At 40.4% G+C, this 24,360-nt stretch carries 22 protein-coding genes, 4 tRNA genes and 1 pseudogene; 11 read left to right on the plus strand and 16 right to left on the minus strand.

Features of this window, described 5'->3' with window-relative positions:
* Positions 1-13: 13 nt before the first annotated feature.
* The 5 genes from C9J12_RS05435 (at position 14) to C9J12_RS05455 (ending at position 5,424) form a co-directional block, all read left to right on the plus strand.
* Positions 14-535, plus strand: a complete 522-nt coding sequence (locus C9J12_RS05435) for a hypothetical protein (protein WP_107241793.1) — start codon at positions 14-16, stop codon at positions 533-535.
* Positions 536-596: 61 nt separating this feature from the next.
* Positions 597-1,301 (plus strand): hypothetical protein, encoded by a 705-nt coding sequence (locus C9J12_RS05440; protein WP_107241794.1) that lies wholly within the window; start codon positions 597-599, stop codon positions 1,299-1,301.
* A 57-nt stretch (positions 1,302-1,358) separates the two neighbouring features.
* A complete protein-coding gene (locus C9J12_RS05445) occupies positions 1,359-2,072 on the plus strand; it encodes a fimbria/pilus periplasmic chaperone (RefSeq protein ID WP_107241795.1) in 714 nt (237 codons plus the stop codon).
* The gene (locus C9J12_RS05450) at positions 2,072-4,519 is read left to right on the plus strand and encodes a fimbria/pilus outer membrane usher protein (RefSeq protein ID WP_107241796.1); all 2,448 of its coding nucleotides are present in this window, start codon (positions 2,072-2,074) and stop codon (positions 4,517-4,519) included. The genes C9J12_RS05445 and C9J12_RS05450 overlap by 1 nt, the downstream gene beginning before the upstream one ends.
* Positions 4,516-5,424, plus strand: a complete 909-nt coding sequence (locus C9J12_RS05455; RefSeq protein ID WP_107241797.1) for a hypothetical protein — start codon at positions 4,516-4,518, stop codon at positions 5,422-5,424. Before C9J12_RS05450 ends, C9J12_RS05455 begins: the two co-directional genes overlap by 4 nt.
* Before the next feature lie 73 nt (positions 5,425-5,497).
* On the opposite strand, the gene C9J12_RS05460 is transcribed toward C9J12_RS05455, so the two are convergent.
* The 4 genes from C9J12_RS05460 to C9J12_RS05475 form a co-directional block, all read right to left on the minus strand.
* A tRNA-Asn gene (locus C9J12_RS05460) sits at positions 5,498-5,573 on the minus strand.
* Between the two features lie 6 nt (positions 5,574-5,579).
* Positions 5,580-5,654 (minus strand) — tRNA-Gly (locus C9J12_RS05465).
* Positions 5,655-5,662: 8 nt separating this feature from the next.
* A tRNA-Thr gene (locus C9J12_RS05470) sits at positions 5,663-5,738 on the minus strand.
* Positions 5,739-5,783: 45 nt separating this feature from the next.
* Positions 5,784-5,874: transfer RNA gene (locus tag C9J12_RS05475), tRNA-Ser, on the minus strand.
* A gap of 249 nt (positions 5,875-6,123) precedes the next feature.
* Between C9J12_RS05475 and C9J12_RS05480 the strand changes: the two genes are divergently transcribed.
* The gene (locus C9J12_RS05480) at positions 6,124-6,597 is read left to right on the plus strand and encodes a nuclear transport factor 2 family protein (RefSeq protein ID WP_107241798.1); all 474 of its coding nucleotides are present in this window, start codon (positions 6,124-6,126) and stop codon (positions 6,595-6,597) included.
* Between the two features lie 13 nt (positions 6,598-6,610).
* Here C9J12_RS05480 and C9J12_RS05485 read toward each other — a convergent pair whose 3' ends face one another.
* From C9J12_RS05485 to C9J12_RS05505, 6 genes and pseudogenes are all read right to left on the minus strand, one after another.
* Positions 6,611-8,071, minus strand: coding sequence for an ATP-binding protein (locus C9J12_RS05485; RefSeq protein WP_107241799.1), 1,461 nt, complete (start codon positions 8,069-8,071; stop codon positions 6,611-6,613).
* Positions 8,072-8,105: 34 nt separating this feature from the next.
* On the minus strand, positions 8,106-8,762 hold the full coding sequence (locus C9J12_RS05490) for a response regulator (protein ID WP_107241800.1): 657 nt from the start codon (positions 8,760-8,762) through the stop codon (positions 8,106-8,108).
* Between the two features lie 235 nt (positions 8,763-8,997).
* Positions 8,998-9,798, minus strand: a complete 801-nt coding sequence (locus C9J12_RS05495) for an SDR family oxidoreductase (RefSeq protein ID WP_107241801.1) — start codon at positions 9,796-9,798, stop codon at positions 8,998-9,000.
* 53 nt (positions 9,799-9,851) lie between these two features.
* Positions 9,852-10,556: a TenA family transcriptional regulator gene (locus C9J12_RS31045; protein WP_227876290.1), complete on the minus strand. Its 705-nt coding sequence runs from the start codon at positions 10,554-10,556 to the stop codon at positions 9,852-9,854.
* Between the two features lie 132 nt (positions 10,557-10,688).
* Positions 10,689-12,206: pseudogene (locus C9J12_RS31050) on the minus strand (AMP-binding protein); the annotation flags it as partial.
* A complete protein-coding gene (locus tag C9J12_RS05505) occupies positions 12,206-12,835 on the minus strand; it encodes a thermostable hemolysin (RefSeq protein ID WP_107241803.1) in 630 nt (209 codons plus the stop codon). The pseudogene C9J12_RS31050 and the gene C9J12_RS05505, both read right to left, overlap by 1 nt.
* A gap of 270 nt (positions 12,836-13,105) precedes the next feature.
* Between C9J12_RS05505 and C9J12_RS05510 the strand changes: the two genes are divergently transcribed.
* Complete coding sequence (locus C9J12_RS05510) at positions 13,106-14,614, plus strand: peptide MFS transporter (protein ID WP_107241804.1); 1,509 nt, start codon at positions 13,106-13,108, stop codon at positions 14,612-14,614.
* 106 nt (positions 14,615-14,720) lie between these two features.
* Here C9J12_RS05510 and C9J12_RS05515 read toward each other — a convergent pair whose 3' ends face one another.
* A complete protein-coding gene (locus tag C9J12_RS05515) occupies positions 14,721-16,211 on the minus strand; it encodes a multiheme c-type cytochrome (protein ID WP_107241805.1) in 1,491 nt (496 codons plus the stop codon).
* 276 nt (positions 16,212-16,487) lie between these two features.
* Here C9J12_RS05515 and C9J12_RS05520 point away from each other — a divergent pair, with 276 nt between their 5' ends.
* Positions 16,488-16,859 carry a spore gernimation protein gene (locus C9J12_RS05520; RefSeq protein ID WP_107241806.1) on the plus strand — a complete coding sequence of 124 codons (372 nt, stop codon included), beginning with the start codon at positions 16,488-16,490 and terminating at the stop codon, positions 16,857-16,859.
* Between the two features lie 4 nt (positions 16,860-16,863).
* On the opposite strand, the gene C9J12_RS05525 is transcribed toward C9J12_RS05520, so the two are convergent.
* Positions 16,864-17,310, minus strand: coding sequence for a nitrous oxide-stimulated promoter family protein (locus C9J12_RS05525; protein WP_107241807.1), 447 nt, complete (start codon positions 17,308-17,310; stop codon positions 16,864-16,866).
* Between the two features lie 261 nt (positions 17,311-17,571).
* Here C9J12_RS05525 and C9J12_RS05530 point away from each other — a divergent pair, with 261 nt between their 5' ends.
* Together C9J12_RS05530 and C9J12_RS05535 are read left to right on the plus strand one after the other, a co-directional pair.
* Positions 17,572-17,865 carry a hypothetical protein gene (locus C9J12_RS05530; protein ID WP_006231697.1) on the plus strand — a complete coding sequence of 98 codons (294 nt, stop codon included), beginning with the start codon at positions 17,572-17,574 and terminating at the stop codon, positions 17,863-17,865.
* A gap of 239 nt (positions 17,866-18,104) precedes the next feature.
* Positions 18,105-18,746, plus strand: a complete 642-nt coding sequence (locus tag C9J12_RS05535; protein WP_107241808.1) for a thiopurine S-methyltransferase — start codon at positions 18,105-18,107, stop codon at positions 18,744-18,746.
* A 147-nt stretch (positions 18,747-18,893) separates the two neighbouring features.
* Here C9J12_RS05535 and purT read toward each other — a convergent pair whose 3' ends face one another.
* Positions 18,894-20,069 (minus strand): formate-dependent phosphoribosylglycinamide formyltransferase, encoded by a 1,176-nt coding sequence (purT, locus tag C9J12_RS05540; RefSeq protein ID WP_107241809.1) that lies wholly within the window; start codon positions 20,067-20,069, stop codon positions 18,894-18,896.
* A gap of 413 nt (positions 20,070-20,482) precedes the next feature.
* On the opposite strand from purT, the gene C9J12_RS05545 reads away from it, so the two are divergent.
* Positions 20,483-20,887, plus strand: coding sequence for a hypothetical protein (locus C9J12_RS05545; protein WP_006231694.1), 405 nt, complete (start codon positions 20,483-20,485; stop codon positions 20,885-20,887).
* A 137-nt stretch (positions 20,888-21,024) separates the two neighbouring features.
* Here the strand turns inward: C9J12_RS05545 and C9J12_RS05550 are convergent, their stop codons facing one another.
* The 3 genes from C9J12_RS05550 to cdd form a co-directional block, all read right to left on the minus strand.
* Positions 21,025-21,996, minus strand: coding sequence for a TAXI family TRAP transporter solute-binding subunit (locus C9J12_RS05550; RefSeq protein ID WP_107241810.1), 972 nt, complete (start codon positions 21,994-21,996; stop codon positions 21,025-21,027).
* A gap of 246 nt (positions 21,997-22,242) precedes the next feature.
* Positions 22,243-23,139 (minus strand): DMT family transporter, encoded by an 897-nt coding sequence (locus C9J12_RS05555; RefSeq protein WP_107241811.1) that lies wholly within the window; start codon positions 23,137-23,139, stop codon positions 22,243-22,245.
* A 169-nt stretch (positions 23,140-23,308) separates the two neighbouring features.
* A complete protein-coding gene (gene cdd, locus C9J12_RS05560) occupies positions 23,309-24,196 on the minus strand; it encodes a cytidine deaminase (RefSeq protein ID WP_107241812.1) in 888 nt (295 codons plus the stop codon).
* Between the last annotated feature and the right edge of the window lie 164 nt (positions 24,197-24,360).

Below are 24,360 nucleotides of genomic sequence, written 5' to 3' on the forward strand. Positions count from 1 at the left end.
TACGGAGTATATCATGAAAAATATGATGTTATCAGCAGCAGCAGCGTTAGTTCTATCTTCTATATCGTTACCTACTTTAGCTACTGAACCGACAAAAGACGATTGTTCTATTTCGGGTTCATGTGAACTGATAGTTAAAGCACAAGTTGCGGAGCAATGTTCATGTAGCTTTGAGGGATATTATCCAACATTAGATATTGGGAAGTTGAATAAATATGATGCATTATATGGAGGCGCAACGCCTTATGAAGATCAAAAACTGACTATCTCATGTAATACTGAATATGGCGGTAGTTTGAGTGCAGAATCTCTTTATGATGGATTGACCGGTGGTGGTGGCGCGTACGATATCATTGATTATAAATTATATGTTAATGGTAACAATCATGGTCTTGCATCCGGTGATTTCCCTTATGATTTCACATATACAAATTATGTATATAATGTTTCTGTCATGACTGAAATGTATGACTTTGAATATGTTCCTCCAGGTATGAAATACGATACAATTACCTTTACAATTAGCCCTATCTAAATGGTCAATTAATTGTTGTTATTTAGGTGTGGTTTGTCCACACCTAGATTTAGGAGTTATTATGCGCTGGATATTACTATTGTTTTTTTTGTTTTCATTTAAAAGTTTTGCTTTTGGTGTTAGCCCAATGACTGGAGAGATAGACGTTTCAGGTCGGCTTTCACAGCAGAAATTTGTTGTCACAAATCAATTTAAAACACCACTCGATGTTGAAATCACCCCTCATCTATTAGAATGGATAGAAGGGAAGTATAACGCTGAAAAAGAAACTGATGATTTAATGGTGTTGCCTGATACTGCCGTTCTTCAGCCAGGAGAAACAAGGACTATTCTGATTAAATACTTTGGTGATCCTGATGTTCAATCATCTAAAGCATATATTATTAAATTTAAGCAAGTGTCGACAAATAACTCTAAAAATGTAAGTGGAACAAACGTAAACATGGCTGTCAATTTTGAGACTGTGCTTACATTATTACCTAACAAGGTTTCGTCAGGTTTGCAGATATCATCTATTGTTAAGGAAGTTGATGGTAAATGGTTAGTTACAGTCGATAATGTGGGTAATAAGCATGAATGGGCAGCTAAATATAGCTGGGCTATCGGAAATGGAAAAGATTCTGTTGTTTTTACTGGTAAAGATATTTCAAATAAGTTAAGTCATAAATTTTTTCCACCACGCTCTTCAATTCAAGCTATAGTTGATTTGGGGAATGAGTTTGGTGATAGTGAATCACTCAATATTGATATTAGAGATATTAATTAGAGAGGGTTATAAATAATATTAGTTAGGGAGGCTGTAAATATTAATTAGGGAGGGTGAATGAAAAGAATTCTTATTGGTATGTTGGGGGTAGTTACATGTTTTGCTTGCAATGCTCTTGAGATAGGGCCTTTAGTACATGAAATCGAAGTTGATTCGACTAGAAAGAGTACTAAAATATTAGTAAGTAATAACTCTGCAAATGAAAAACTTATCGATACTGAAGTTCTTGAATTGACATTCAATAGTGAAGGGTATTCTGTACGCTCACTAGAAAAAGAAAAAATCATTGTTTCGCCACCTGCTTTCAAACTCGCTCCCGGCAAAACTCAAACCGTACTTGCTGTTTGGGTTGGTGATGATGACATAAGTAACTCAAGCAGTTACAGTGTTAAATTTTCTTTGGTTGAAAATGTAAATAAGCATGAAGATGATGTGATAAAATTAGCTATTAATTACAATGTTATCATACATGTTTCTAAGTCCTCTCATCAACCGTTTATTATGCGTAATGATATACCTATAGTTGAAAATAACTCAATATTGAATTTCTCCGTAATAAATACGGGAAATAAGTACACTAAGCTAAGTGATTATGATATTCGGTTTAACAGAAAACATGAAGAAAACATTGTATTGACGGGAGAGAGTGTTGCTTCTAAGGGGTATGATGTATTTATTCCTGAAAATCAAAGTATTGATATTGTTTTACCTAGTAATTTACTGCCAAAGAGTCACTATGACACAGTAACTTTGATTAAGAGGGGGTATTAATGCCCCCTTGTAATAAATCATTCTTAATTTTTATGGTGTTGGTTTTAAATTGTGGTGTGAGCTATGCAAAAACAGATCTTATTACTTCAAGAACAGTGTCTTTTTCAACGTTGCTTAATTTTTATGAGCAGCCTGTTACTGAAATAATTGTTAAGGTAACACCTGAGAAAGAATTGTTTATCGATTATGAATCTATTCGTGGTTTTCTTGAGAGGCGACTGCTTGAATCTATTTTAAATGAAATTGATAAGAAAAATATAGATGGATATGTGGATAGCCTTGAATTTGAAGGTTATGATATATTTTTTGTGTTAAATTCTGAAACGTTAGAAACAAATGTAACAATCCCCACTGAGTTGCTTATTGATAGTGGCTTATATATATTTGAAACTCAAAATGATTTATATAATTATCAGGAGTCATCATTTTTTGGTGGCTATATTAATTATTTCATTTCTGGTGCTCACTTTGAAAATGATAATATTGATAATACATGGCAATCAATTAATACTTTTGAAACCGCTTTAAGGTATGATAAGTTTAACTTTTTCAATGATTTTTCATTTGATGTTGATAGTGATATTAATGACTTCTATCGTTTGGGCTCCCAGCTGACATATGATTTCCCAGATGAAGGAACCCGTATTACGTTAGGTGATTACGCCTTTCAAACATTTGGTTTTCAAGGTGGTGAAAGTTTATTGGGCATTAATATCAATCGTAACTTCGGTATTATACCTACTAAGAATGTACGTCCGATTACCAGTCAGCGTTTTGTGATTGATCGACCTTCTACTGTCGAGGTACTGATTGATGGTATTCTTATTCGAAGCTTACGTTTGGCGCCTGGTGCCTACGATATTCGTGATATTCCACTCACAACAGGGGTTAATTATATTGAACTAGTGATAACCGATCCCTCTGGGCGGCGTGAAGTGCTTACGTTTAATATTGCTTCTGGTGTGAATTTATTGGCTGAAGGGGAATTTGAATATTCATTTTCTGTTGGTGTTAGCAGTGAACAAGTCGACACCAGTTTAGAATACGACACTGATGATTATGTTATTTCAGCCGGAATAGAATACGGCGTGTTAGAATCGCTGACGTTAGGGGCTAATACTCAAGCGCGGGAAAATATCGTACAGATAGGTACTAGTGTTGGTTTTGCGACCAATGTTGGCTTATTCGGATTAGAAGGTGCGGCAAGCCAGCATGAGTTTTTAGATGAAGGCTATGCATTACGTGCTAACTATGATGCTTTTTATAGCTCTGATGTGCACAGTTTTAATGCCCAATATGAATACCTATCAGAACGTTTTGTATCGATAGCCGATAACCAATTGGAATCGTTCATTGAAAATGAAACCGGCGTGCAACACCGTTTGGATGCTTTTTATAACTACCGCTTTTCAAATGATTTTAATGTTGGCTTATCGGGAAATATTCGCTACTTATATAATCAAGATTACGAATATGCGTTGACCACGTCTTTATCTGGCTCTTGGTTAAACTCAACATCAAGTTGGAGTTTGCGAGCAACCTATGAAGATGATGATGATATCGACAGCGATGAATGGCGCTTTTTTGTTTCGACCAGTATACCGATTGATCTTCTATGGGGAAATAACCACCGTATGAGTACCAGTTACGACACTGATAATAGCCGTTCTCAGGCACGATACAGCTATAATAATAACGCTGGCGCTGTCGGTGGTGTTGGCGTGTTTGCCTTGGTTGAAAATAACGAAGACAATAATGTTAATGGCAACGTGTCTGTTGATTATACCGGTAACCGTTACGTATTAACCTTTGATCACGATAGCTTGGTTGATCTTGATAATGACTATTCAACTCGTAATCAAATAGGTGTTCAAGGGGCATTGGCATTCAGTGGTTCCAGTGCGGCAATAGGCAGACCGATTGGTGATGCCTTTGCGATTATATCCCCTCATAGTTCGCTGGATGATAGCCCGGTAATCCTCAACCCTGAATATGATGGCTCGTATGCAGTGAAATCGGATGGTTTAGGTCCTTTATTGATGCCGGATATTGCCTCTTACCAAGCGCAAAGAATCGATTATGATGTTGAAAACCTACCGATTGGCTATGATCTTGGCGAAGGGGGATTTTCAATTAACCCTTTACATAGCAGTAGCTATAATTTCACTATCGGCTCAGATGCCAATATCACTGCAATGGGGTACTTTTATGATAGCAATGAAAAACCTGTGCCATTGACTGAAGGTACGGCGACTCATCAACAAGATAGCGAATTTACACCTGTAGAGTTTTTCACAAACAGCAAAGGACGTTTTGCCATAACCGGGCTAAAACCAGGAATCTATGAAGTGAAGTTGTACAGTGTTACTCCAATTGAATTCTTAATGACGATACCTGAAAATGAAGGCAATATCATTCGCTTAGGTGATATAAGGGCAGGAAAATGATTATAAAAAACATGTTATTTTCATTCGGTATTATTATATTTAGCACCAATATAATGGCCGCTGATTGTAATTTATCGCTCCAAAATATTCGCCTTGAAAATACAGGTAAGCGGAATCTGTATGATATTTTTGATACCGGCAGTTTTTCCCTTATTCAAAATCACCTCATTGACGTGAAGAACAACAGTAACGACAAGGCTTGCAGTACCGTATTGTTAATTAAACCGAAACAAAACTTTTATAAAAGGCAGAAAGCGAACAAGAAGCTGGATTATCAAATTCTTGCAGGTAAAAACAGTGCTTCGATTTATGAGAATGGCTTGGCTATCGTGATAAATAATTTAAAGCCAAATGAAAAAAGGACTGTTTCTTATCAAGTGAAGTTTGCTTCTGGCCAATATGTAACGCATGGGCGATATGCCAATGAATTTACCTATTCAGCAGTTGAGGCACCGTTAAATCGTACTGTTATTTATCAGCAAAAGAAGCATGACTTTACCGTAAGGGTAGATAAAGTCGCAAAAGTGAGTTTATGGGGTACCAGTAATGCGTATCAACATACCGTTGATTTTGGTGAGATGACTTCAGGTGAAACGTTAAGACTTACCCCTAAGTTATTAGTTCAAAGTACGGCGAATTACTCGATTCAGTTTGAATCGCAATATAATGGGCATATGAGGCACATGAAGGGCGATTCTAAATGGGATGTTAGCTACGATTTTTTTCTCAATAAACGCCTAATTCCATTAGGTTTAGGCGCGCAAATAGCCAATTACAATCAACCCGCTAATGCTGTTGGTGACCGATTTTCGATGATGTTCAAGCTGGGCAATGTACGCTCAAAACCTGCGGGTAATTATTCAGATGTAATCACAATTACTGTTACGCCATCCCTGGTTTACTAAATACGATTGTTCTCGATATTTACTCCAGCCGACAGACACAAAAAAGCCGCTCAATGAGCGGCTATTTGTTGTATGGCTCCCTCTACTGGACTTGAACCAGTGACATACGGATTAACAGTCCGGCGTTCTACCAACTGAACTAAGAGGGAATTGTATGGAGCGTGCAGCGGGAATCGAACCCGCATCATCAGCTTGGAAGGCTGAGGTAATAGCCATTATACGATGCACGCAAAATAAATGGTGCCGACTACCGGAGTCGAACTGGTGACCTACTGATTACAAGTCAGTTGCTCTACCTACTGAGCTAAGTCGGCACACTTTATTCTTTTTGTATTCACGCTTACGCCTAAACACCAATATGGCGGAGAGATAGGGATTTGAACCCTAGAAGGGCTATAAACCCTTGCCGGTTTTCAAGACCGGTGCTTTCGACCACTCAGCCATCTCTCCTGAGTGCGAAAGATAATAATGAATACTGATGTCGATGTAAAGCGCTATAATGCTAACTGACTAATATTTGGTCTTTTTAAGTTTAAATCGCAAATAAAAAGCTGTTTATTTAGATTTTAGTAATATTTTTAATGGTAAAACCTCGTTATGTCTCACTAATCGACGGGTAAATATTCCGACTAAGAGCCAGAATCGTTCATATACTGATCTAGACGTTTGTATTCTCACTTATTAGTCGTTGGAACGTTTATGAAAATAGTATTACCTAGCGTAATGGTTGTGGCTACTGCTCTTGTTGGTTGTTCTTCTGAACAATCCAGCCCTCCTAAAATGTACACTGAAAGTTGTAAAGTGGTGTCTGAAGCTGAAATCGAATCCTTATTTGATCGTTGGAATAACTCATTGCGAACAGGTAACTCCAAAAATGTTGTTGCTAACTATGCAGTGCGCTCTGTGCTTTTACCGACAGTGTCTAATAGGGCACGTTATACCGCGAACGAAAAAGAAGACTATTTCGATCACTTTCTTGAAGATCGCCCATCAGGGAATATTGATTTACGCACCATTGAGTTGGGGTGCAATACTGCGGTAGATGCTGGCCTTTATACGTTTACCTTCGCGAAAACAGGTGCGACTGTTAGTGGACGTTACACTTATACGTATCGTTGGGATGGTACCGAGTGGTTAATTACCAGCCACCATTCTTCTGCAATGCCTGAATAAACGCATTATCGTCTTATGATTGGTCACAAGGTAATGATATTAAAAATGCATTACCTTGCTGATCCGTTGGGGGCAGTAACCTGACATTACCCCCATGCATTGTGGCAATATCTGCCACAATAGACATGCCTAAACCAGCACCATCGCCTCGTTCTGTGTTACCTCGAAAAAATTTCTCAAAGATCTTGTCTCGAACATCATGTTGAATCGTAGTGCCATTGTCATGAACAATAACTTCGACCATGTCGGAAGCTAACATCTCATGGTTGTTTTTGCAGGTTGCGGTAATTTCAATTGATGAATGAGTGCCAGAATAACGAGTGGCATTATCGATAATATTGCTAAATAAGATACTCAGTAACATGGCGTTGCCTTGCGTCATGACGATATCGGGCCCATCGAGTGATAATTCTTGCTTCTGCTTTAAAGCAATCGGTGCAAGTGAGGCGATAACATCACGTAGACATGCCATTACCTCTATGGGCTCAGGATGAAAGGCTTGTGCTGCTTCCACTTTAGAAAGCATCAGTAGCTGTTGGATCAGGCGATCTGTGCGATCGATGCCATGCAGAATATTTGTTAAATCGTTTTTTAATTCATTTTTATTTGAGCTATTTAGGGCATTTTCGGCATTTAACCGAAGCACCGCGAGAGGGGTTTTTAATTCATGTGCAGCGGTGCGAGTAAGCCGACGTTCACGTTGCCATGCTTTATCTAATTCAGCGAATAAATAGTTAAGCTGATTAACCAGTGGTGCTAACTCAACTGTTGGCTGTGGTACGTGAATACTATCGAGTTTATTGATGTTGCGTTGAGCGATAGCTTTACGAAGATCATCGATAGGCTGAAGAAATTTGTTCACTAAAAAGATAATTGTTAGTGCAAGAATAGGGATCAACACTAACTGAGGTAATCCGGTAGAGATGGCTATTTCATTGATTAACTCTGAGCGAATCGCATGCCTTTCTGCCGTGACTAAAAAGGCAGCTTGGTTCATGTCGGGCTGAGGCGGTAATTGAATTTGAAAGCGACGCCATTCCTCATTGTTGATTGTAACGAAGCTAAACCCTGGTTGATTAACATCGCCGATTAATGTTGTAGGCGCCCCTGGTGATTTGAGTATGACTTCAGTCGGGGTGAAAAATTGAAACATCAAATTTTGTTCGTAAGGGTGACCAAAGGTTGTGACGGTATCATCGTCGTCGGCGTATATTTGAATATCGTGATACCAATCAGAATAGGCTTTTGTACGTATATCTGCAGGTTCTTGCAGCATATGGGGCATGCTTAAAGCTAAAATTTTAGCGGATTGCCCAAGGCGTGCATCATAGACTTCATCTATCTCATGCCGAGTTTCGTAGAAGGTTAAAATCCACGATAATAGTACCAGCACAGACGCAACCGTAATGGTCGTAAGGGTTAGTCGTCTTTTGATGGAAAAAAGATCTGGGTTTGATGGTTTTTTATCACTCAAAGTATTCGTTCTCAAGGCATTAGTTATTAAAAAACTAGTTTTCAATAATATAGCCCACTCCGCGGATATTCTTGATTAGCTGGCCACCAATTTTTTTCCTTAAATTGTGAATGTGCACTTCGATAGCATTGTCGCTTGCCAGATCATCCCAACCATGAAGTACTTGTTGAAGGCTTTCTTTACTGAGTACGCGTCCCGATTGTGTTACCAAGGTGGCTAAGATCTTAAATTCATTTTTAGTGAGTTTTACTGGGTTACCTTGATAATGTACGTCATTGGTTTTGAGTGAAATAGATAAATCACCAATTTCTAACTGTGTGTCGGTATGCCCTGATACACGTCTTATTAATACACGAAGCCTAGCTAATAATTCTTCAAGTGCAAAAGGCTTGACGAGGTAATCGTCTGCACCGCCATCAAGCCCCTTTACACGATCATGGATTTCATCTCGAGCCGTTAAAATTAAGATGGGTAGGGTGTGTCCCGCTTTCCGTACTCGGCGCAGTACTTCTAAACCATCTGTATCGGGCAATGTGAGATCTAAAATAATCGCCATAAAGGTTTCAGTGTTTAGATTTACCTCTACACCATTACCTTGTTGTAACCAGTCTACGGTATAGCCATGGCGACTTAACGACGTCACCATGGATTTCCCTAACATCACATCATCTTCGACAAGTAAAATACGCATGTTTACTGCAATTCCTTTAATTTATTCGCAATCTCTTGCTGTCGTCCTTTATCTGCCAATCGGCCAGCTTAGTACCTTGTAGTATAGTGAACCTAAACGGGTAAATGCTGATCCATCAAGCACTTCTGGATCTTTTTTGATCACTTTGGTTAGGTACTTGATTAAGTGATTGTTGTTTATTCCGTTTCATTGTGTACTCCTTGACGTCGAAATTCTGGTGAATAGGTACTGCTTTTTATATTGATTTACTGGCAAATTCAGTGATACGTGTATGTTGTTTACGAATAGATGACGACACCACACTGGGTAATAATTGGTTTAGACGAACGAATAATTTTTCAGGCCAACCAAGCCAGCGGTATTTTGTCTCTGCTTTTAATGTGGCAATAATTTCACTGGCAACATATTCAGGGCTGTCTGTTTTATTACCGAGTAATGTATTGAGCTCTGTAACCCGCTGATCATTCAGCTTGGTATTTGTTGCGCGCGGGGCAAGGTACAACACCTGAATACCTGTGCCGGTAAGTTCGCGTTGCAACGCCTCACTAAAACGGTGAATGGCGGCTTTTGTTGCACAGTACGTACTGTATCCGGGGTATCCAATGGCACTGAATGTTGATCCTATATTCAATATGATGCCCGGACGTTTAAGCCAAGAAAGGGCATGTTGACTTAACAAAATAGGTGCCAGCATATTTAGCTGCGTTTCTCGTGTAATGTCGGCCGCAGTTTGCTGTGCGAGATAAGCAAAAGTATTGGTGCCTGCATTGTTGATCACGATATCAATATAGATGCCCTGATCTTTCCAATTTAAACAAGCTGTGTTGATGGTTTCTATACCATCAGCTTCTAAGTCAGCCCTGATGCAAAGGTGTTCACTTGCGTTTTCAAGGCTATTTTTAAGTTCATCAAGCTTCGTTTGTTTTCTTCCAGCAAGAATTAAATATGCTCCCTGCTTGGCTAATTGAATCGCTAAGGCTGATCCGATACCACCTGTTGCACCAGTGAGTAGAATACGTTTTTGTTTTAAATCCATTAGTTGCTCCTTTCTTCTTGTGGGAGTGAGGCGCTATGCGTTTTTCGTGAGATTCAGGTAGCTGCGGTTGACGTTGAATGTGATTGAGTAATGGGTAAGTTATGCAGCATCTGACCGTATAGTTGGTACACAATGTTTGCACCGTCGATAATGGCTTGCTGATCGTCGGGATCGGTGATCTGATTCATCAGGCCTTCAAACATTTTGATGTGTTCTTGGTCTAATTCACTGTGTGATTTTAAATAGGTCATTGCGCTATCGGGTAACGTCAACGTTGTTTGGATTGCTGCGGCGACTTGCCCTCCTTCACTCACACTTGTGCCTTCTAGTACCCATACCATGCCAAAGAAGGCCATTGGGTTACGACGATCAATCTGGTGATACAGGTAAGCGACCATCAGTTCGATATCGGCACCGACTTTACCTTGATGGGTATTCGCACGTACATCTTTGGTATTACCACCACATGTTTGAATGTCATTCAATATCCACTCGTGATGGCCTTTTTCTTCTTCGATATATTCGCCAATTGCTTGGCGTAGCCATTCGTAGTGTTCGGGTAATCGCGAGCCGCAAGCCATTAATAGTGGAACGGTATGCTTCACATGATGGTAAGCCTGAGTAAGAAAGCTGATATAAGCATCAAGGCTCATTTCACCATTAGCACATGCAGCAAAAACGGGCGCGTTTCGCATGGTTTGTTGTGCGTCTTTAGTGTGTTGTTGTAACTGTTCAAAGAACGGCATTACTGTAGTCATAGTGTTTTCCTTAGGTATTGAAATAGTCGATACTGTATTCAAAATGATGATCTCTGTATCTATTGATTCAGTACATTTTGTTACCGCAGGTGTGGTTACATTGTCACTTATTGTGCTATCTAGCTTGTTAAGCTCTGCCTGAAAATAATGCAGAAAGGCATCTCGACGCGGACGGCCGTTGCTGGTTATCAATTCAGGTAATTGATTAAATGGACGAGAAACAATGATGGAACCAATGCGTGCGTAATCGGGTAACGAAGCATTTAATTGCGTAATAGATTCCGCTATTTGTTTTAGGTTTTGTTTTCGATTCTGTTGTGCTGATGGGTGATCTGAAGCATGGCTGGCAATAATGGCGGTGAGCGAGGCTTGCCCATCGCCCAGTACAACCATTTGTTGCAGCCCGGCATAAGCTTGTGCTTCTGATTCAATCCATTCTGGTGAAATGTTACGACCATAGCTGGTGATTAGAACGTTTTTCTTACGCCCAGTAATATGCAAGAAACCGTCTTCATCTAAGTAACCTAGGTCTCCCGTTGCGATCAATGTCGGCTGCGTAGAAGCGCCGATATAGCCAAGCATGGTAGAGCCAGACACCAATACTTCGCCATCTTCAGAAAACGTGACGTGGCAGTGAGGCAATATGCGTCCGCTGCTGCCTTGCAAGTTGCTACGTTGAGGATGGGCTTTATCAGGGCGGTTTAAACTGACAACTGAGCCACATTCAGATAACCCATAACCTTCATAAGCTGGAATACCCGCAGCGTGTGCTTTACTTAACAATTGAGGTGAAACACGTGCGCCACCCACAGCAACAAATTTTAATGACCGAATGGTATGAGAAACGGCTTCAGGTGCAGCTTGAACAATGTCAGTTAATGCCATCAATAATTGTGGTGTTAGCACAAGGCTTTGTGGCTTATGGCTTTGTAATGCGTGAATAAACAGTGAAGGATTAAATTGGCTTGAACCGGTTAATCCGAGGTGACGTCCAGAAATGATGGTGGTTGAAATGCCAAGCATTATCGGTACATACAATCCTGCTATATTTTCAAGTAAAGTGGATAGGGGCAATAGCACAAAATGCTTGTTAGGGCACGATGAAAAGAGTAGTTCATTGGCCAGTGTTTGAGCCACGTTATCTAAATGCGCCATACTCAGGCAGACACCTTTGGGCTGACCAGTAGAGCCTGATGTAAAAGTGACTTTTGCCGTGCCTGCTGGCAACTGTTGTTGCTTATTATGTGTTGCTCGGTGGTACACCGGTAGCGCTGCTATATAACCCACCGTATCTGTCGTTTCTTCCCAATTACCTATTAACGTATCTACATTGGCAGCGTCTAGTAGGTGAGTCACCTGACTGGTAGAAAAGAACACGGGTACAGGTACTAATACAATGTTTGCCGCTATTGCTGCTAGATCGATAATTGCCCAGTTAATGCTGTTATCTGCTTTTAAGGCGATGCGTTCAGCTTGTAATGCAATTAATGCATGCTTTGCGTGTTGTACCGCTTGCCATAATTCACTGAACGTTAGACTGCTGTTTGGCTTACCGATTACAGCCAGTTTTGTCGGGTATTGTGCTGCCCATTTTTGTAGGGCTGTCAGCACACTTTTATGCTGAGTATTGTGATCGAAAATAGTATCCATTAGCGTCTTTCCTCACGGTATTGTTTAATTGCAGTCAAACGTGAAAACCGTGCTGTTAATTGCTTTAGCCCTAAGGGTAAATTCACGACAGAAACACGCGGTTGGTGGTGGTAATACGTTCCCCATGTTGATTCAGCGTCAGGTATGACATTTGGATTTGCATCCGATAACACATGCAGCTGTAAACCAAGGCGGCACATCATGACGTAGAGAGGATCGGTCGCCGTAAAAATACACCACTCAAAACCACTATCGACGAGTTTTTGGGTCATCAGCATAAAATGCAGCGGTGACATACCGTGTGAAAAAGAGGCCAGTTGCCCAAATTCGATGAGCTTGCTGCGGTCAATCTTCTGATCAAATGCTATAGCCATTAATGCATCTGCAGGCTGAGACAGGTATTGCTCAAGAAAGAGGGATTCTTGGCTTGCAACGCGAAATCCACAAACAGAGAGCAGCATTTGCCGATCATCATAGATAGCCATAAAGGTTGGCATGAATTCGACAATCTTTGCATTAAAGGCATCTTTATAGCGTGTGGAAACGTATTGCTCTACGTCTTGCCGATAAGGATGTTGCTTATCAATAATAAGTAAATTGGCATGGGTGTTGAGGTGATTTGTGTTCATCGCTTTCCCCTAATCATTACCGTTATAGTTAACATTAAGGGGCGAAACTTAAGAAAGACTTAAGAGAGCAGATATTGATATTAAGATCATGCTTATTTTTTGAAATATACCTTTGTAATAGTGCTAACTCCTTGATTATGCGCCATGCATCATAATGAGAAAAAAACACTCTTGTCATACGCTATTTGTTGAATATTGTGATTTTGATTGCGAAACATTAAAGCCTATTGGTGGTAAGTTTCGCAATGCATAATTTCAAAGGAGTATGATATGCAAGATGCAAATGCTAGATTCCCACGCACAGCTAGAATTTTAATCCTTAGGCAGTTTTTGTGGGGGGCCGCTTTCTACGGTACCTATGTATTATTAACAAAATATTTCTTGTTTGAGCTTAACTACAGTGAAGCTGATACCATTATGATGCTGGGTGCTTTTGGTGCTGTAGGGCCAGTATTTTCGGCTGTTGGTGGTTTTGTCGCTGACCGCTATATTGGTTCGTTCCGTGCTGTCTATATCGGTTATACCACTTATACGATTGGTTTCTTTTTACTTGGAATCGGTGCATCACAGCTTAATATACCGATGAGTATTTTTGCTATTGCGTTAATTGGTTATTCGCGAGGGTTGTCTGCAACTTGTCCGACGGTGTTGTTCGGTAATTCATATTCTGCTACAAACCGTGAGTCTTTCCAGCAGGGCTTAACGATTAACTATTCAATCAATAATCTGGGCTCTTTTTTATCACAATATCTATTCCCATTTTTTGTTGCGTATCTCGCCTATCAAGGCAACTTCTTTATTTCATCATTTTTGATGATGCTGACATTAGTTCTGTTTTTCACTTTCCGCAAAGAGTTGGTTGAAGCGGGTAATGACCTCGATAAACGCCCTGTAAGTATGAAAGTGTGGGCTGGTTTTATTGTGGGTTCTGCGATAATGCTGCGCTTAGTGTATTGGATATTCGCGAACTTAGATGAAGGTAAATACCTGCTTTACGCACTAGGTGTGCTGGTTATTTTGTATTTTATTTATGAAATCACTAAAGCGACTATCGCGTACAGATATAAGATGTGTTGTGTATTAATCATGATTTTCATCTTCATGGTTTTTTACTTCTATTATGGTCAAATGCTCACTTCGATGAACATTTACGCAATTAACTTAATGGGTGATCAGCTCTTAGGGTTTATTCCTATTCGCCCTGAATCTAATGTGGCGTTTAATCCATTATGGTGTTTTGTGCTGGGTGGTCCGGCTATTTATATCTATGGTTGGATGGATCGGAAGGGATACTCACCGACGATTCCAACTAAGTTTGCTGCCGCTTTTGGCTTTACCGCGATTGCGTTTGCTTTGTTGGGTCTATCAACTGGCTTTGTGGGCGAGAACGGAAAAATTTCTGCAGACTGGATTTTGTGGGTGAATTTTTTCCAATCGTTTGCAGAGTTAATTGTTGGCGCGTTGGGTGCTGGTTTCATTTTTGAAATGGTGCCACGTTATCTATCTGCATTCTCGATGGGGTTGCGAGCTGTTGCCTTGTCGTTAAGCGGTATTTTAGCGGCCGTAATTTCAACCAAAATAGCATTACCGAAAGATCAGGTACTAACCCAAGAAATTATAGAAAATGTTTATACTAACTATTTCTATACATTAGCAGTATTTGCATTCTTGATGGTTTTCGTCACATTGGCACTGTCTAAAGTGATAGCAAAGCTTATTCGCAAAGGCGAAGAGTTAGAGAAATTAGAAACAGAAAAAGAATTAGCAACAAACCACTAATCATTAGTGACTCATTATTAATACAGTAATAGTAAAACACCCTTTGTTATTATAATTATTTTTATAAATAACAGAGGGTGTTCTTTTATATGTAGGCAGATTGCGGTTAAGGCTTCATTGCAATTGTCTGTTCAGTATTAGCAATTGGTAATGCAGCACTGACCGATGTCATATTAACGATGTCTACCTTTAATTTATCTTTACCGAGTAATTCATCCACAATTTTTTGAGGGAATGGCCAGTAATTGAGCTGAGCATATAAGGTAATAGTTCCTGAAGTCCCTTTTGGTATTTGAAAAGTATAATCGACGATTGAATAGCCATTCGGTTGAATGCGCGTATCAGACAACACTCTATCAACTTCCCACACATTTAAGTCAACCACATTGCCATTGGCATCACCTAACGTGACTTTGAAGTTACGTGTCCCTTTTTCAGTGTGTCCATCGACAACTGCACCAGAACGGTAGATTGAGGGTTGAACGTCTGTTTTAACATTAAAATCAACCCACACCTCACGGCCTTCAGGGAAACCAGTAGGCAGTTTATGACCCGCACCCACATTGGCCACTTTGACTTTTATGGTGACAAGCTCGCCTGATATGAGTGAGTCAGGTAAACCAATAAACTCAATGGTTGCTGCCGATCTAAGCATGGCACGTGAGAGCTCGGCACTTTCCGGGTTATTAAAATATTGATGTAACGTTGAATTACCCCCAGTGAATTCATGGGAATAAATGTGTTTACGCTCTTTTCCCATAATGGCTGATTTACCTGGGTTATCGCGTTGCCCTGGACCTGGTGTCATATGGCAATCTTGGCACTGTATGCCTTGCTCGTTATAAGCGCTTTCTTGCCATTCATCGTAAGTACGTTCTATCGGTGTACTATTGAAAGGGTGAGTAACATTATGACAAGTAGAACAGAATTCAGAGCGAGTATGAAGATCAGAGTATTCTGTTTTATGGTAAGGCGAACTTGCATCGGTACGCGGACCTAGTTTTACATGTTTATCTTTGTTGGGTGATAAAATGTAAGCCGCGTTATCGTTGCCCGTTATACCGATAATGTTATGGCAAACTTCGCAGTTTACCCCAGGTAGGTCGGTCTTCGTCTCTATCATTGCGGCAGAAGCATCCATGCTTGTCATGCCTATCGGGCTGTGACAAGCAATACAAAAATTATCTACTTGGCCATCAGTTGCTTTACTCGCGCGTAGAAATAGCGCTTGATAAATAGGGTCTTCCCAAGAGTAAGCCATGGCTGATTTTTCCCATTGCTGGTAAATTTTACTGTGGCACCCTTTACAGACTTCAGTGTCTTCAAACATGGTAGGTGTTAGCTGACGGCCATCGGTGGTAGCCCGTGATGGATAAAAAGGGCTGCTTTCCGTTATTTGTTCTTCTGTTAGTGGCTTATGCGGTTTTTGCCATTTATACAGACCGTCTTGTGCATAAATGTGAAAGGGTGATAGTAATACTATAAATATAAAAAAAGATCGGATGAAATTGAATAGAGGCAATAAGCATAAAGCCTGATGTTGAATTGGTTTGAATTCGTTTTTAATTAAAAAGTATCGAGCACTTCTAATATCCATAGGTTTACCCATTAAAGAATGATGAATATATTGCTGATTAGCTAAGCTGCCACCTATTGAGTTTAGGTGTGACAAATGGAACTGACTTCACAAATATAAGATTCTTGGCATACTTTTGTGTGGATAATGAAATGTGAAAAAATTTACACAATTGTGACTATTTTTTTTGATATTCCCGTAGAATACGTTAGATATTTTAGGCATCGTTATCAATGTGCTTCTTTACTGACAATGGTAAAGAACTTGTATTTAAGAATGCAAATCTAGGGGATAGATATGAAGCAAATTTTTTTAGGTAGTGTAATTGTCGCTTCATTATTAATGCTATCTGGTTGTGGAGATGAGTTACAGCTCACTGCTGCACAGGTTAAAAATGTGGATAAAATGTCGGTTGCTTCTGATCAAACGACACTAGATGTATATTGCCCGACAGGAATTTGTATTTTTGACTTGTCATCGAATATTGAAACGAACGTTGTTGTTACCATGCATTACAACGATGACAAGATATTCAGCAAGATTGAAGGCGTGAGCGTGACGGGTAGAATGGGCTCAACAGTAAAAGTATTAGGTGAAAACAGCTTCAGCATGGATCTGGCTGCTGATAACGACGTATCAAAAATTCAAGTTGTTGACTTTTATCGTTAATCGTTTATTTGTTATTTATTCTTTGCTTTCGTTTATGTCGATTAGATGCACCCGCCGTCGGTTTCATTGGAACTGGGCGTCTCTCTGCTAAAAGGTGTTTAATAGCCAATATAGGGTGTGTGAATAACATTCTTGGCCCAGCATAGCGCATTATCGTTTGCGACATTGCTTTGTATTCTGGTTTATAGCAGTGAATAGGGCATTGACGACATGTTGGCTTGTTTTCGCCATAAGGGCAGCGATCTAATCGCAGAAGTGCATATTCAAGAAAGTCGGCACATTGCTCACACAGTTTGCCGTTTGGCTTAAGTGCATTTGGACTAGATACTGCGTGCTGAGCGATCTTGTGATGCTGGTGGTGTGCTTTGCAGTAAATATTTGTCATTAGCTGGACGGTTTTAAATTCGCTTCTGAGAGAGCCCGCTAAGATGTTTGGCAAAACTGAATGCATATTATTACCTTTAGTTCGAGCGATAGAACTTACACAATATCGAGTGAATATTTTACTCGAACAAAGTGATATTTAAAATGCAACAAATGGTTTTTCAGCACCAAACTTGATCTTAAAACGTGATTTATATGTCACATTTTGAGTAACATGTTATCAGCATGCAAAAATAACGCTATTAGTCGCAAGATTCCTTGCTTGATGGGTTGATCTCAGTGGGTTTGAGCAGTAGTATCCGCTCCTCGTTTTTTGTGGTGGTGTGTAATGAGCAGATTTGAGTGCCTTGAAAGAATTGTCGACGAATATCGTAAAAAAGTTCGTGACGCTGAGTTCAATCGACATAATGACAGTGAAGTAGCTAAAGTACTTGTATTGCTCGTTGGGAACTCTATGTTCAATCTTGCAGATGAATTTGCTGATTGGGTAAATCGAGGTGGCGATCGTAGCTACAGCGGTAAGTTTTTTGTTTCTAAGCAGCTTATGACATTGCTAGAGCCTGTTACTTTCCGCGGTGTAACTGTTCGTCGTGATTCGATTAAACTATTCAGAGTATCTTAATCTGTATAGTTTCGATCGTTGATTCAATAATCACTCCAAAGTGACATTGAAGAATAGATTATGGATTTAGCTTTACTGACAGGAAGTTAAATCGACAAAAAGGGATGCTTCGGCATCCCTTTTTGCTATCTATAATCTACAAAAAATAACCCGCGAATGTTGGTTACCGCAGATAGGGTAGATCCAGCACATGATTTATGGTCAACTACGGCTAAGTCAGCTTTAGAACAGGATTAAAAATGGACGCAGAGTTTTGGCATAGCCGCTGGGCAGAGAATCGTATTGGCTTTCACCTTGACGATACCAACCCAGTATTAACGCAATATTGGCCAATGGTTAAAGCAACACGCGACGATCGTGTGCTTGTGCCTATGTGTGGAAAGTCTGTTGATCTGGTTTGGTTAGCACAAAAACATAATAACGTAATCGGTATTGAGCTGAGCGATATCGCAGTAAGATCGTTTTTTGCTGAACACTTGTATACACCCATGGTGACTGCAATCGGTCATGAAAGTGTGTATGCATTTGATGAGATCACCATTCATTGTGGCGATTACTTTTCTGTGCGTATTGATCCTGTTGATGTGGTCTACGATCGTGCTGCATTAATTGCGATGCCAAAGAATATGCGTGAAATGTATGTTGAGCGTTTATTGTCGTTAGTGAAAAAAGGCGGTCGCATTTTGTTGGTAACGTTAGATTACCCACAAGAGCAATTAAATGGACCTCCGTTTTCTGTGACGAGTGATGAGGTACGCCGTTTATTTGATGGATGTAACATCACGCTTTTAGCACGCGATGAAAAAGATGAAACACACCCACGACGTAAAAATGGATTAAGCCATTTTGCTGAAGAAGCATGGTTGATTGAAGTCGTTTAACATCGGGATTTTCAAGCTCGGTACGTTTATTGAGTCATGAATCTATTTATTGAGTTAACAGTAGCAGAATGAAAAGAGGCGAGGCTCTATGATAGAGCCTCGCCTCTGTTGTCACTAGTATATTCAGTGGTAGAGAATAACGTTGGATTAATAAATAACTTTAACGTCTGCTGCTGCATTAATAGCGTCAGAAACAGCCTGTTTGGTATCCTCACGGCGTGTTAACGCAACACCAAGGCGACGGCGTCCGTTAATTTCTGGCTTGCCAAACAGGCGCACCTGAGTCTGTGGACGAGATAACGCGGCGGTTAAGTTATCGAAGCGAATATTGCTTGAAATACCGTTACCTAAAATAACAGCAGAAGCCGCTGGGCCATACTGAATGATTTGCTGAATAGGTAAGCCTAAAAACGCACGAACGTGTAATGCAAATTCAGACAGATCTTGAGAGATCAACGTAACCATTCCCGTATCATGCGGGCGAGGTGATACTTCATTGAACAGCACTTCATTTCCACGCACAAACAGCTCTACGCCGAACAACCCATAGCCACCCAGTGCATTAACCACTTTTTCAGCAACATCTTGCGCGGCTTTTAGTGCTTCATCTGACATGTGTTGTGGCTGCCATGATTCACGGTAATCACCCTCTTCTTGGCGATGACCAATCGGCGCACAGAAATGCACGCCATCAACGGCGCGTATTGTAAGCAGTGTAATTTCGTAATCGAACTGAATAAAGCCTTCAACCACAACGCGACCAGTACCCGCACGGCCGCCTTCTTGTGCGTACTGCCACGATGCTTCGATATCGGCAGGTGTTTTAATCACACTCTGTCCTTTACCTGAAGAACTCATAATAGGTTTAACAACACACGGTGTACCCACGCGTTCTACTGCTGCGACAAAATCATCGTATTGTTCGGCGAATTCAAAAGGAGAAGTAGGAATCTGTAAGTCTTCAGCCGCTAAACGACGAATTCCTTCGCGGTTCATGGTTAGCTTAGTCGCATTTGCCGTAGGAACAATATTCACCCCTTCAGCTTCAAGCGAGACTAGGGTGTCTGTTGCAATGGCTTCAATTTCAGGAACAACGTAGTGTGGCTGCTCTAATTCAATCAATTTTCTAAGTGCATCGCCATCCAGCATGTCGATAACATGGCTACGATGAGCAACTTGCATTGCTGGTGCATTGTCATAGCGATCAACGGCGATAACCTCTAAGCCTAAACGCTGACATTCAATCGCCACTTCTTTACCTAATTCACCAGAACCAAGAAGTAATACACGGGTTGCATCAGAACGCGTTGCTGAACCAAACATTGAATTTCCTTACGATGAGTATTGATACTGGGTAAATGATAACTGATTTTAACAGTGACGCAAACGTTTGCTTTGTTGTTTTCGTTGATGTTTTGAACGATCAGAACGTAATGGACAATAAAAATACAATGTTGTATTGGGTAAGTATGAATTAAGTGTGAATGGTGAAGTAACTTGGGTATAACGTATTGATAAGCGCATTTTCCTGTCAACGTTGTGTCAGTTCTCGTTTAAAGCATCGTGTTTAGGGAACTTTTTGGTTAGATTACTTCTGCCCACTAGAGGCCAGTAGGGGTGTATACACCTACACATTAAGTGACAATGTAACCAATATGAATTATTCGGTTTTACTTATAGCAACAACAGCGTTGCGATTTTAGTTGTTCTATCAAACACAAAGTAGGCAGTACAAAATGAAAAAGTATTTCTTAGGGTTAGCACTATTTTTTGTTGTTCCATTTTCAGCCCATGCGGCGCAAGCCATTGGCGTCTTCTTAGGTAGCCCAATGTCTGGTATTCAATATAAGCATAACGATTTACGTTTTTCGCTTGGCATTGATGACTTCGGGCTGGCAGTTGATAAAACGTTCAACCTTGGTTCTTTGTCAAAAAATTCGGATTTAAATAATTTATATACCTTTGTTGGTGCACAATACGTTGATAACAAACACGATAAAGTGGGTGTGCGTTCAGGTGTTGGTTTTGAGCTACCAGTGAATAGCTTTGAGTTCTACGGTGAGTTAGGTCCAACACTTTATGTTGTTGAAGATGTTGACCTTGAATTAGAAGCTGCGCTTGGTTTTCGTGTCCGTTTTTAAATCAATTTAAAACCAGTGCCAAGCTATAAAGAATGTATATAAAAGGGCTAACCAATAATATGTGGTTAGCCCTTTTTGTTTGTTTTTACTTGTTATGTTTCGTGCTGCTTTGCATTATAAAAAATGCGGCTTACTCACTATTCAGCGAGTAAACCGACTTCGATATAGTATTTTTTAGCCCCATCGTGCAGCGGTGCTGATAATCCATCTTTAATCATTTCTTCTTTTTTCAAGCCACTAAAAGCCGGATGTAATCTTTTAAACTCATTGAAATTATCAAAAACAGACTGTGTAACCGCATAAATCACATTGTTATCGACTTGAGTTGAACTTACGAAAGTCGCGCCGACACCAAATGTTTTTACACTATTCTCTGAACCCATGTACATGCCGCCAGGAATGCTCACAATACGATAGAATGCATTTTCATCGACTAACTTATCGATGACCGGTCCTGACACTTCAACAATCACACTACTGCAAGATGTTGTGGCTTCTTTAATGGCGCCGCTAGGGTGCCCAACGGTGTAAATCATTGCATCGATTTTGTTATCACATAATGCTTTGGATTGTTCAGATGCTTTCAATTCAGAGACTAATTTAAAGTCTTTCATTGTCCAGCCTTTGGCTTTCATTAAGACTTCCATCGTGCCTCGTTGCCCAGAACCCGGGTTACCAATATTGACGCGCTTTCCTTTCAAATCATCAAAGGTCTTAATGCCAGAGTCAGCTCTTGCGACAACGGTAAAAGGTTCAGCATGAAGAGAAAATACGGAGCGTAATGACTTAAAAGGGCCTTTTTCTTCAAATAGGCTTGTGCCGTTATACGCATGATGTTGCCAATCTGATTGCGCGATGGCTAAATCAAGTTCACCTGCTCGAATAGTATTGATGTTATAGATAGAGCCCCCCGTACTTTCGACAGAGCAGCGTATACCGTGGGTTTTACGGTCTTTATTCACCAATCGACAGATTGCCCCGCCTGTTGGGTAATACACGCCCGTAACGCCGCCTGTACCAATAGTAATGAACTGTTCTGCATGCGCGGTAAGCGATACAACTAATGAAATAAAACCAACTAGAACTGAGCTAAGAGATATACGTTTCATTCTCTTTTCCTTGAATCAAAATGTGTAGAAAAGCATTTCACTGCAATATTGTGAATGTGGATGTAAAAATGTGTTCTGAACAGTATAGACAGTACTGTTTAATTCGATGTGTCAGTGATGAGGCGGTCGGTAGAGAAAAGCAGAAAGAACAACGCCACTGTTATTCTTTCCTGTATTCAATAATAAAATACAAAAAGTATGACAGTGGCGTTAAGTGTTTTAGCTTAGAAATTCCTATTTAGCTATTTAGCTATTTAGCAGTTTAGTTACTTTTTTACGGTTTTCCCAATGCGTAATAAAGGCAACAGACGCGACAATAATGGCCGCCCCTAACCACAAACGACCGGGAGGTGCCCAACCGAATACAACCCAACCAGCGAATACGTTTAGTGGTAATTTGGCATGATCAAAAGGCTGAACAAAAGAGGCATCGGCTGCTGCATAAGCCTTCGCGATTGCCCATTGTGCCAATGCTGTTAATAAACCAGCCGCCGCCAGTAATACCCAAGTCATGTTTTGATCGGGAACGGTGAATGTTGGCAATGCCAAAAACAGATTAAACGGGGTGATCAAAATTAAAAGATAAACCACCATCGTAGTCGGTGAATCATAAACCGATAACTTCTTAACCATAAGTGAGTAGCTTGCCCAAAAGAAAGCGGCACCTATCGGTAATAACGACGCCCAGTTAAACGAATCGCCCCAAGGTTCTAGAATAATCATCGCGCCAATAAAGCCTGCTAATGTTGCCACCCAGCGCGCCGTACCGACTTTTTCTTTTAGGAATAAACCTGAGCCAATCGTGGCAAATAAAGGGGATGTCATCAGTAACGCGATACCTTGCCAAATAGGTACAGGATAAGCGAGAGCCCACAGCCACAACTGAATACCTATAACAGATAGGAAAACCCGAAAGCAATGTTGTTTGAAATGCTCGGTACGTAAAGCGTGTCGTAACCCTAAATTTTTTAACCAAGGAAGCATTGCAATCAAAGCAATAAAATATTGGATAAAACCGACAGTCGTCGAGGGTAAATGAAGTTTAACGCTTAAGTACTGTGCCAAGCTATTTACAAGTGCAAATGCTAAGCCAGCAGTTAGCATCCAGCTCGCACCTTGAATTGGATTATGTTTGTGAGACATGGAATGAGACTAATAAGAATAATGAAGTCGGATAATACTCCGAACTTATTATGATTGGTACAGTAGCGAGTTGATTGGTTCTGATTCTAAAAGAAAAAACCGCTAAAAAGCGGCTTCTTCGTTGTGCTTACAATGAACGCTACCCAACAGATGCTGGTGGGTAGAGATATTATGCCGCTACATAAGTAAGGGGAATATCAGGGTTCAATGCTTCAAGTGTTGTTTGCGTATCTGAAAGATGGCTAATGGTGCTGTCTGCTTTTTCAACTAATGCTGCTTCTGCAATCTCAGTTAACGCATAACCCGCCATATTCATATTAACCAAGGCAACTTGCAATGGCGGAAGGCTAGGGTTGAAGGCCGCGTTTTCAGCATACTTACCAATGAACACTTTACCGTCAGTCGCTTTCAATGCCACACCGCTGTAATTCTTAGTGTATGGCGCATGTGATCCATTCGCTGCTTTACAAGCAATAGCAACAAACTCGTCTGTTTCTTTAATCGTTATACCGTGGTCAATTTTACCTAGCAGTGCATCGGTAATATTCAGATCAGCAGGGCCAAACGATTCTGGTAAATATTGTTGTAAGGTTTGTTCTTCACGCTCGGGTAATTGAACAATTAACGTCTTCGCCGTTGTAAGCTCGTTCATGAACTGACGACAGTGGCCGCATGGGCTGTAGTTAATTGTAATATCAGTGATACCCGTTTCGCCTTTTATCCACGCATGGCTAATAGCAGATTGTTCAGCATGAATAGTTTGAGAAAGCGATGCGCCGACAAATTCCATGTTTGCACCGAAATACAAGCGACCAGATTCACCACGAACAATGGCACCGACAAAGAATTTAGAAATAGGAGCAACGGAGTAAGCAGCAGCGATAGGAAGAAGGGCAACGCGTAATTCACTGTCTGTCATGTGGGTTGTTGAAAGCAGTGTGGTGAATTGTTCGGGACTTAGTGTTGCATCAAAATTAGCATCTTCAAATATAGGTTTTACCGCTGATGCAAGATCAGAGGGTAAGGAACCTAAAGCATCCATGATCTTAGCATGCATGAGGTGTTACTCCGTTTAGTTGATGGAGAAACATTGTAGGCGAGCAATTTTAAATTCTGTGTGATCTCGGTCACAATATAGCAAGTCTTGTTTCACTCCATACATTAATGCGAGTGGCGTCACACGTATTTTGAAAATCACACTACCATTTATCAACGACTTAA

Source organism: Photobacterium frigidiphilum, from assembly GCF_003025615.1.
Taxonomy (GTDB): domain Bacteria; phylum Pseudomonadota; class Gammaproteobacteria; order Enterobacterales; family Vibrionaceae; genus Photobacterium; species Photobacterium frigidiphilum.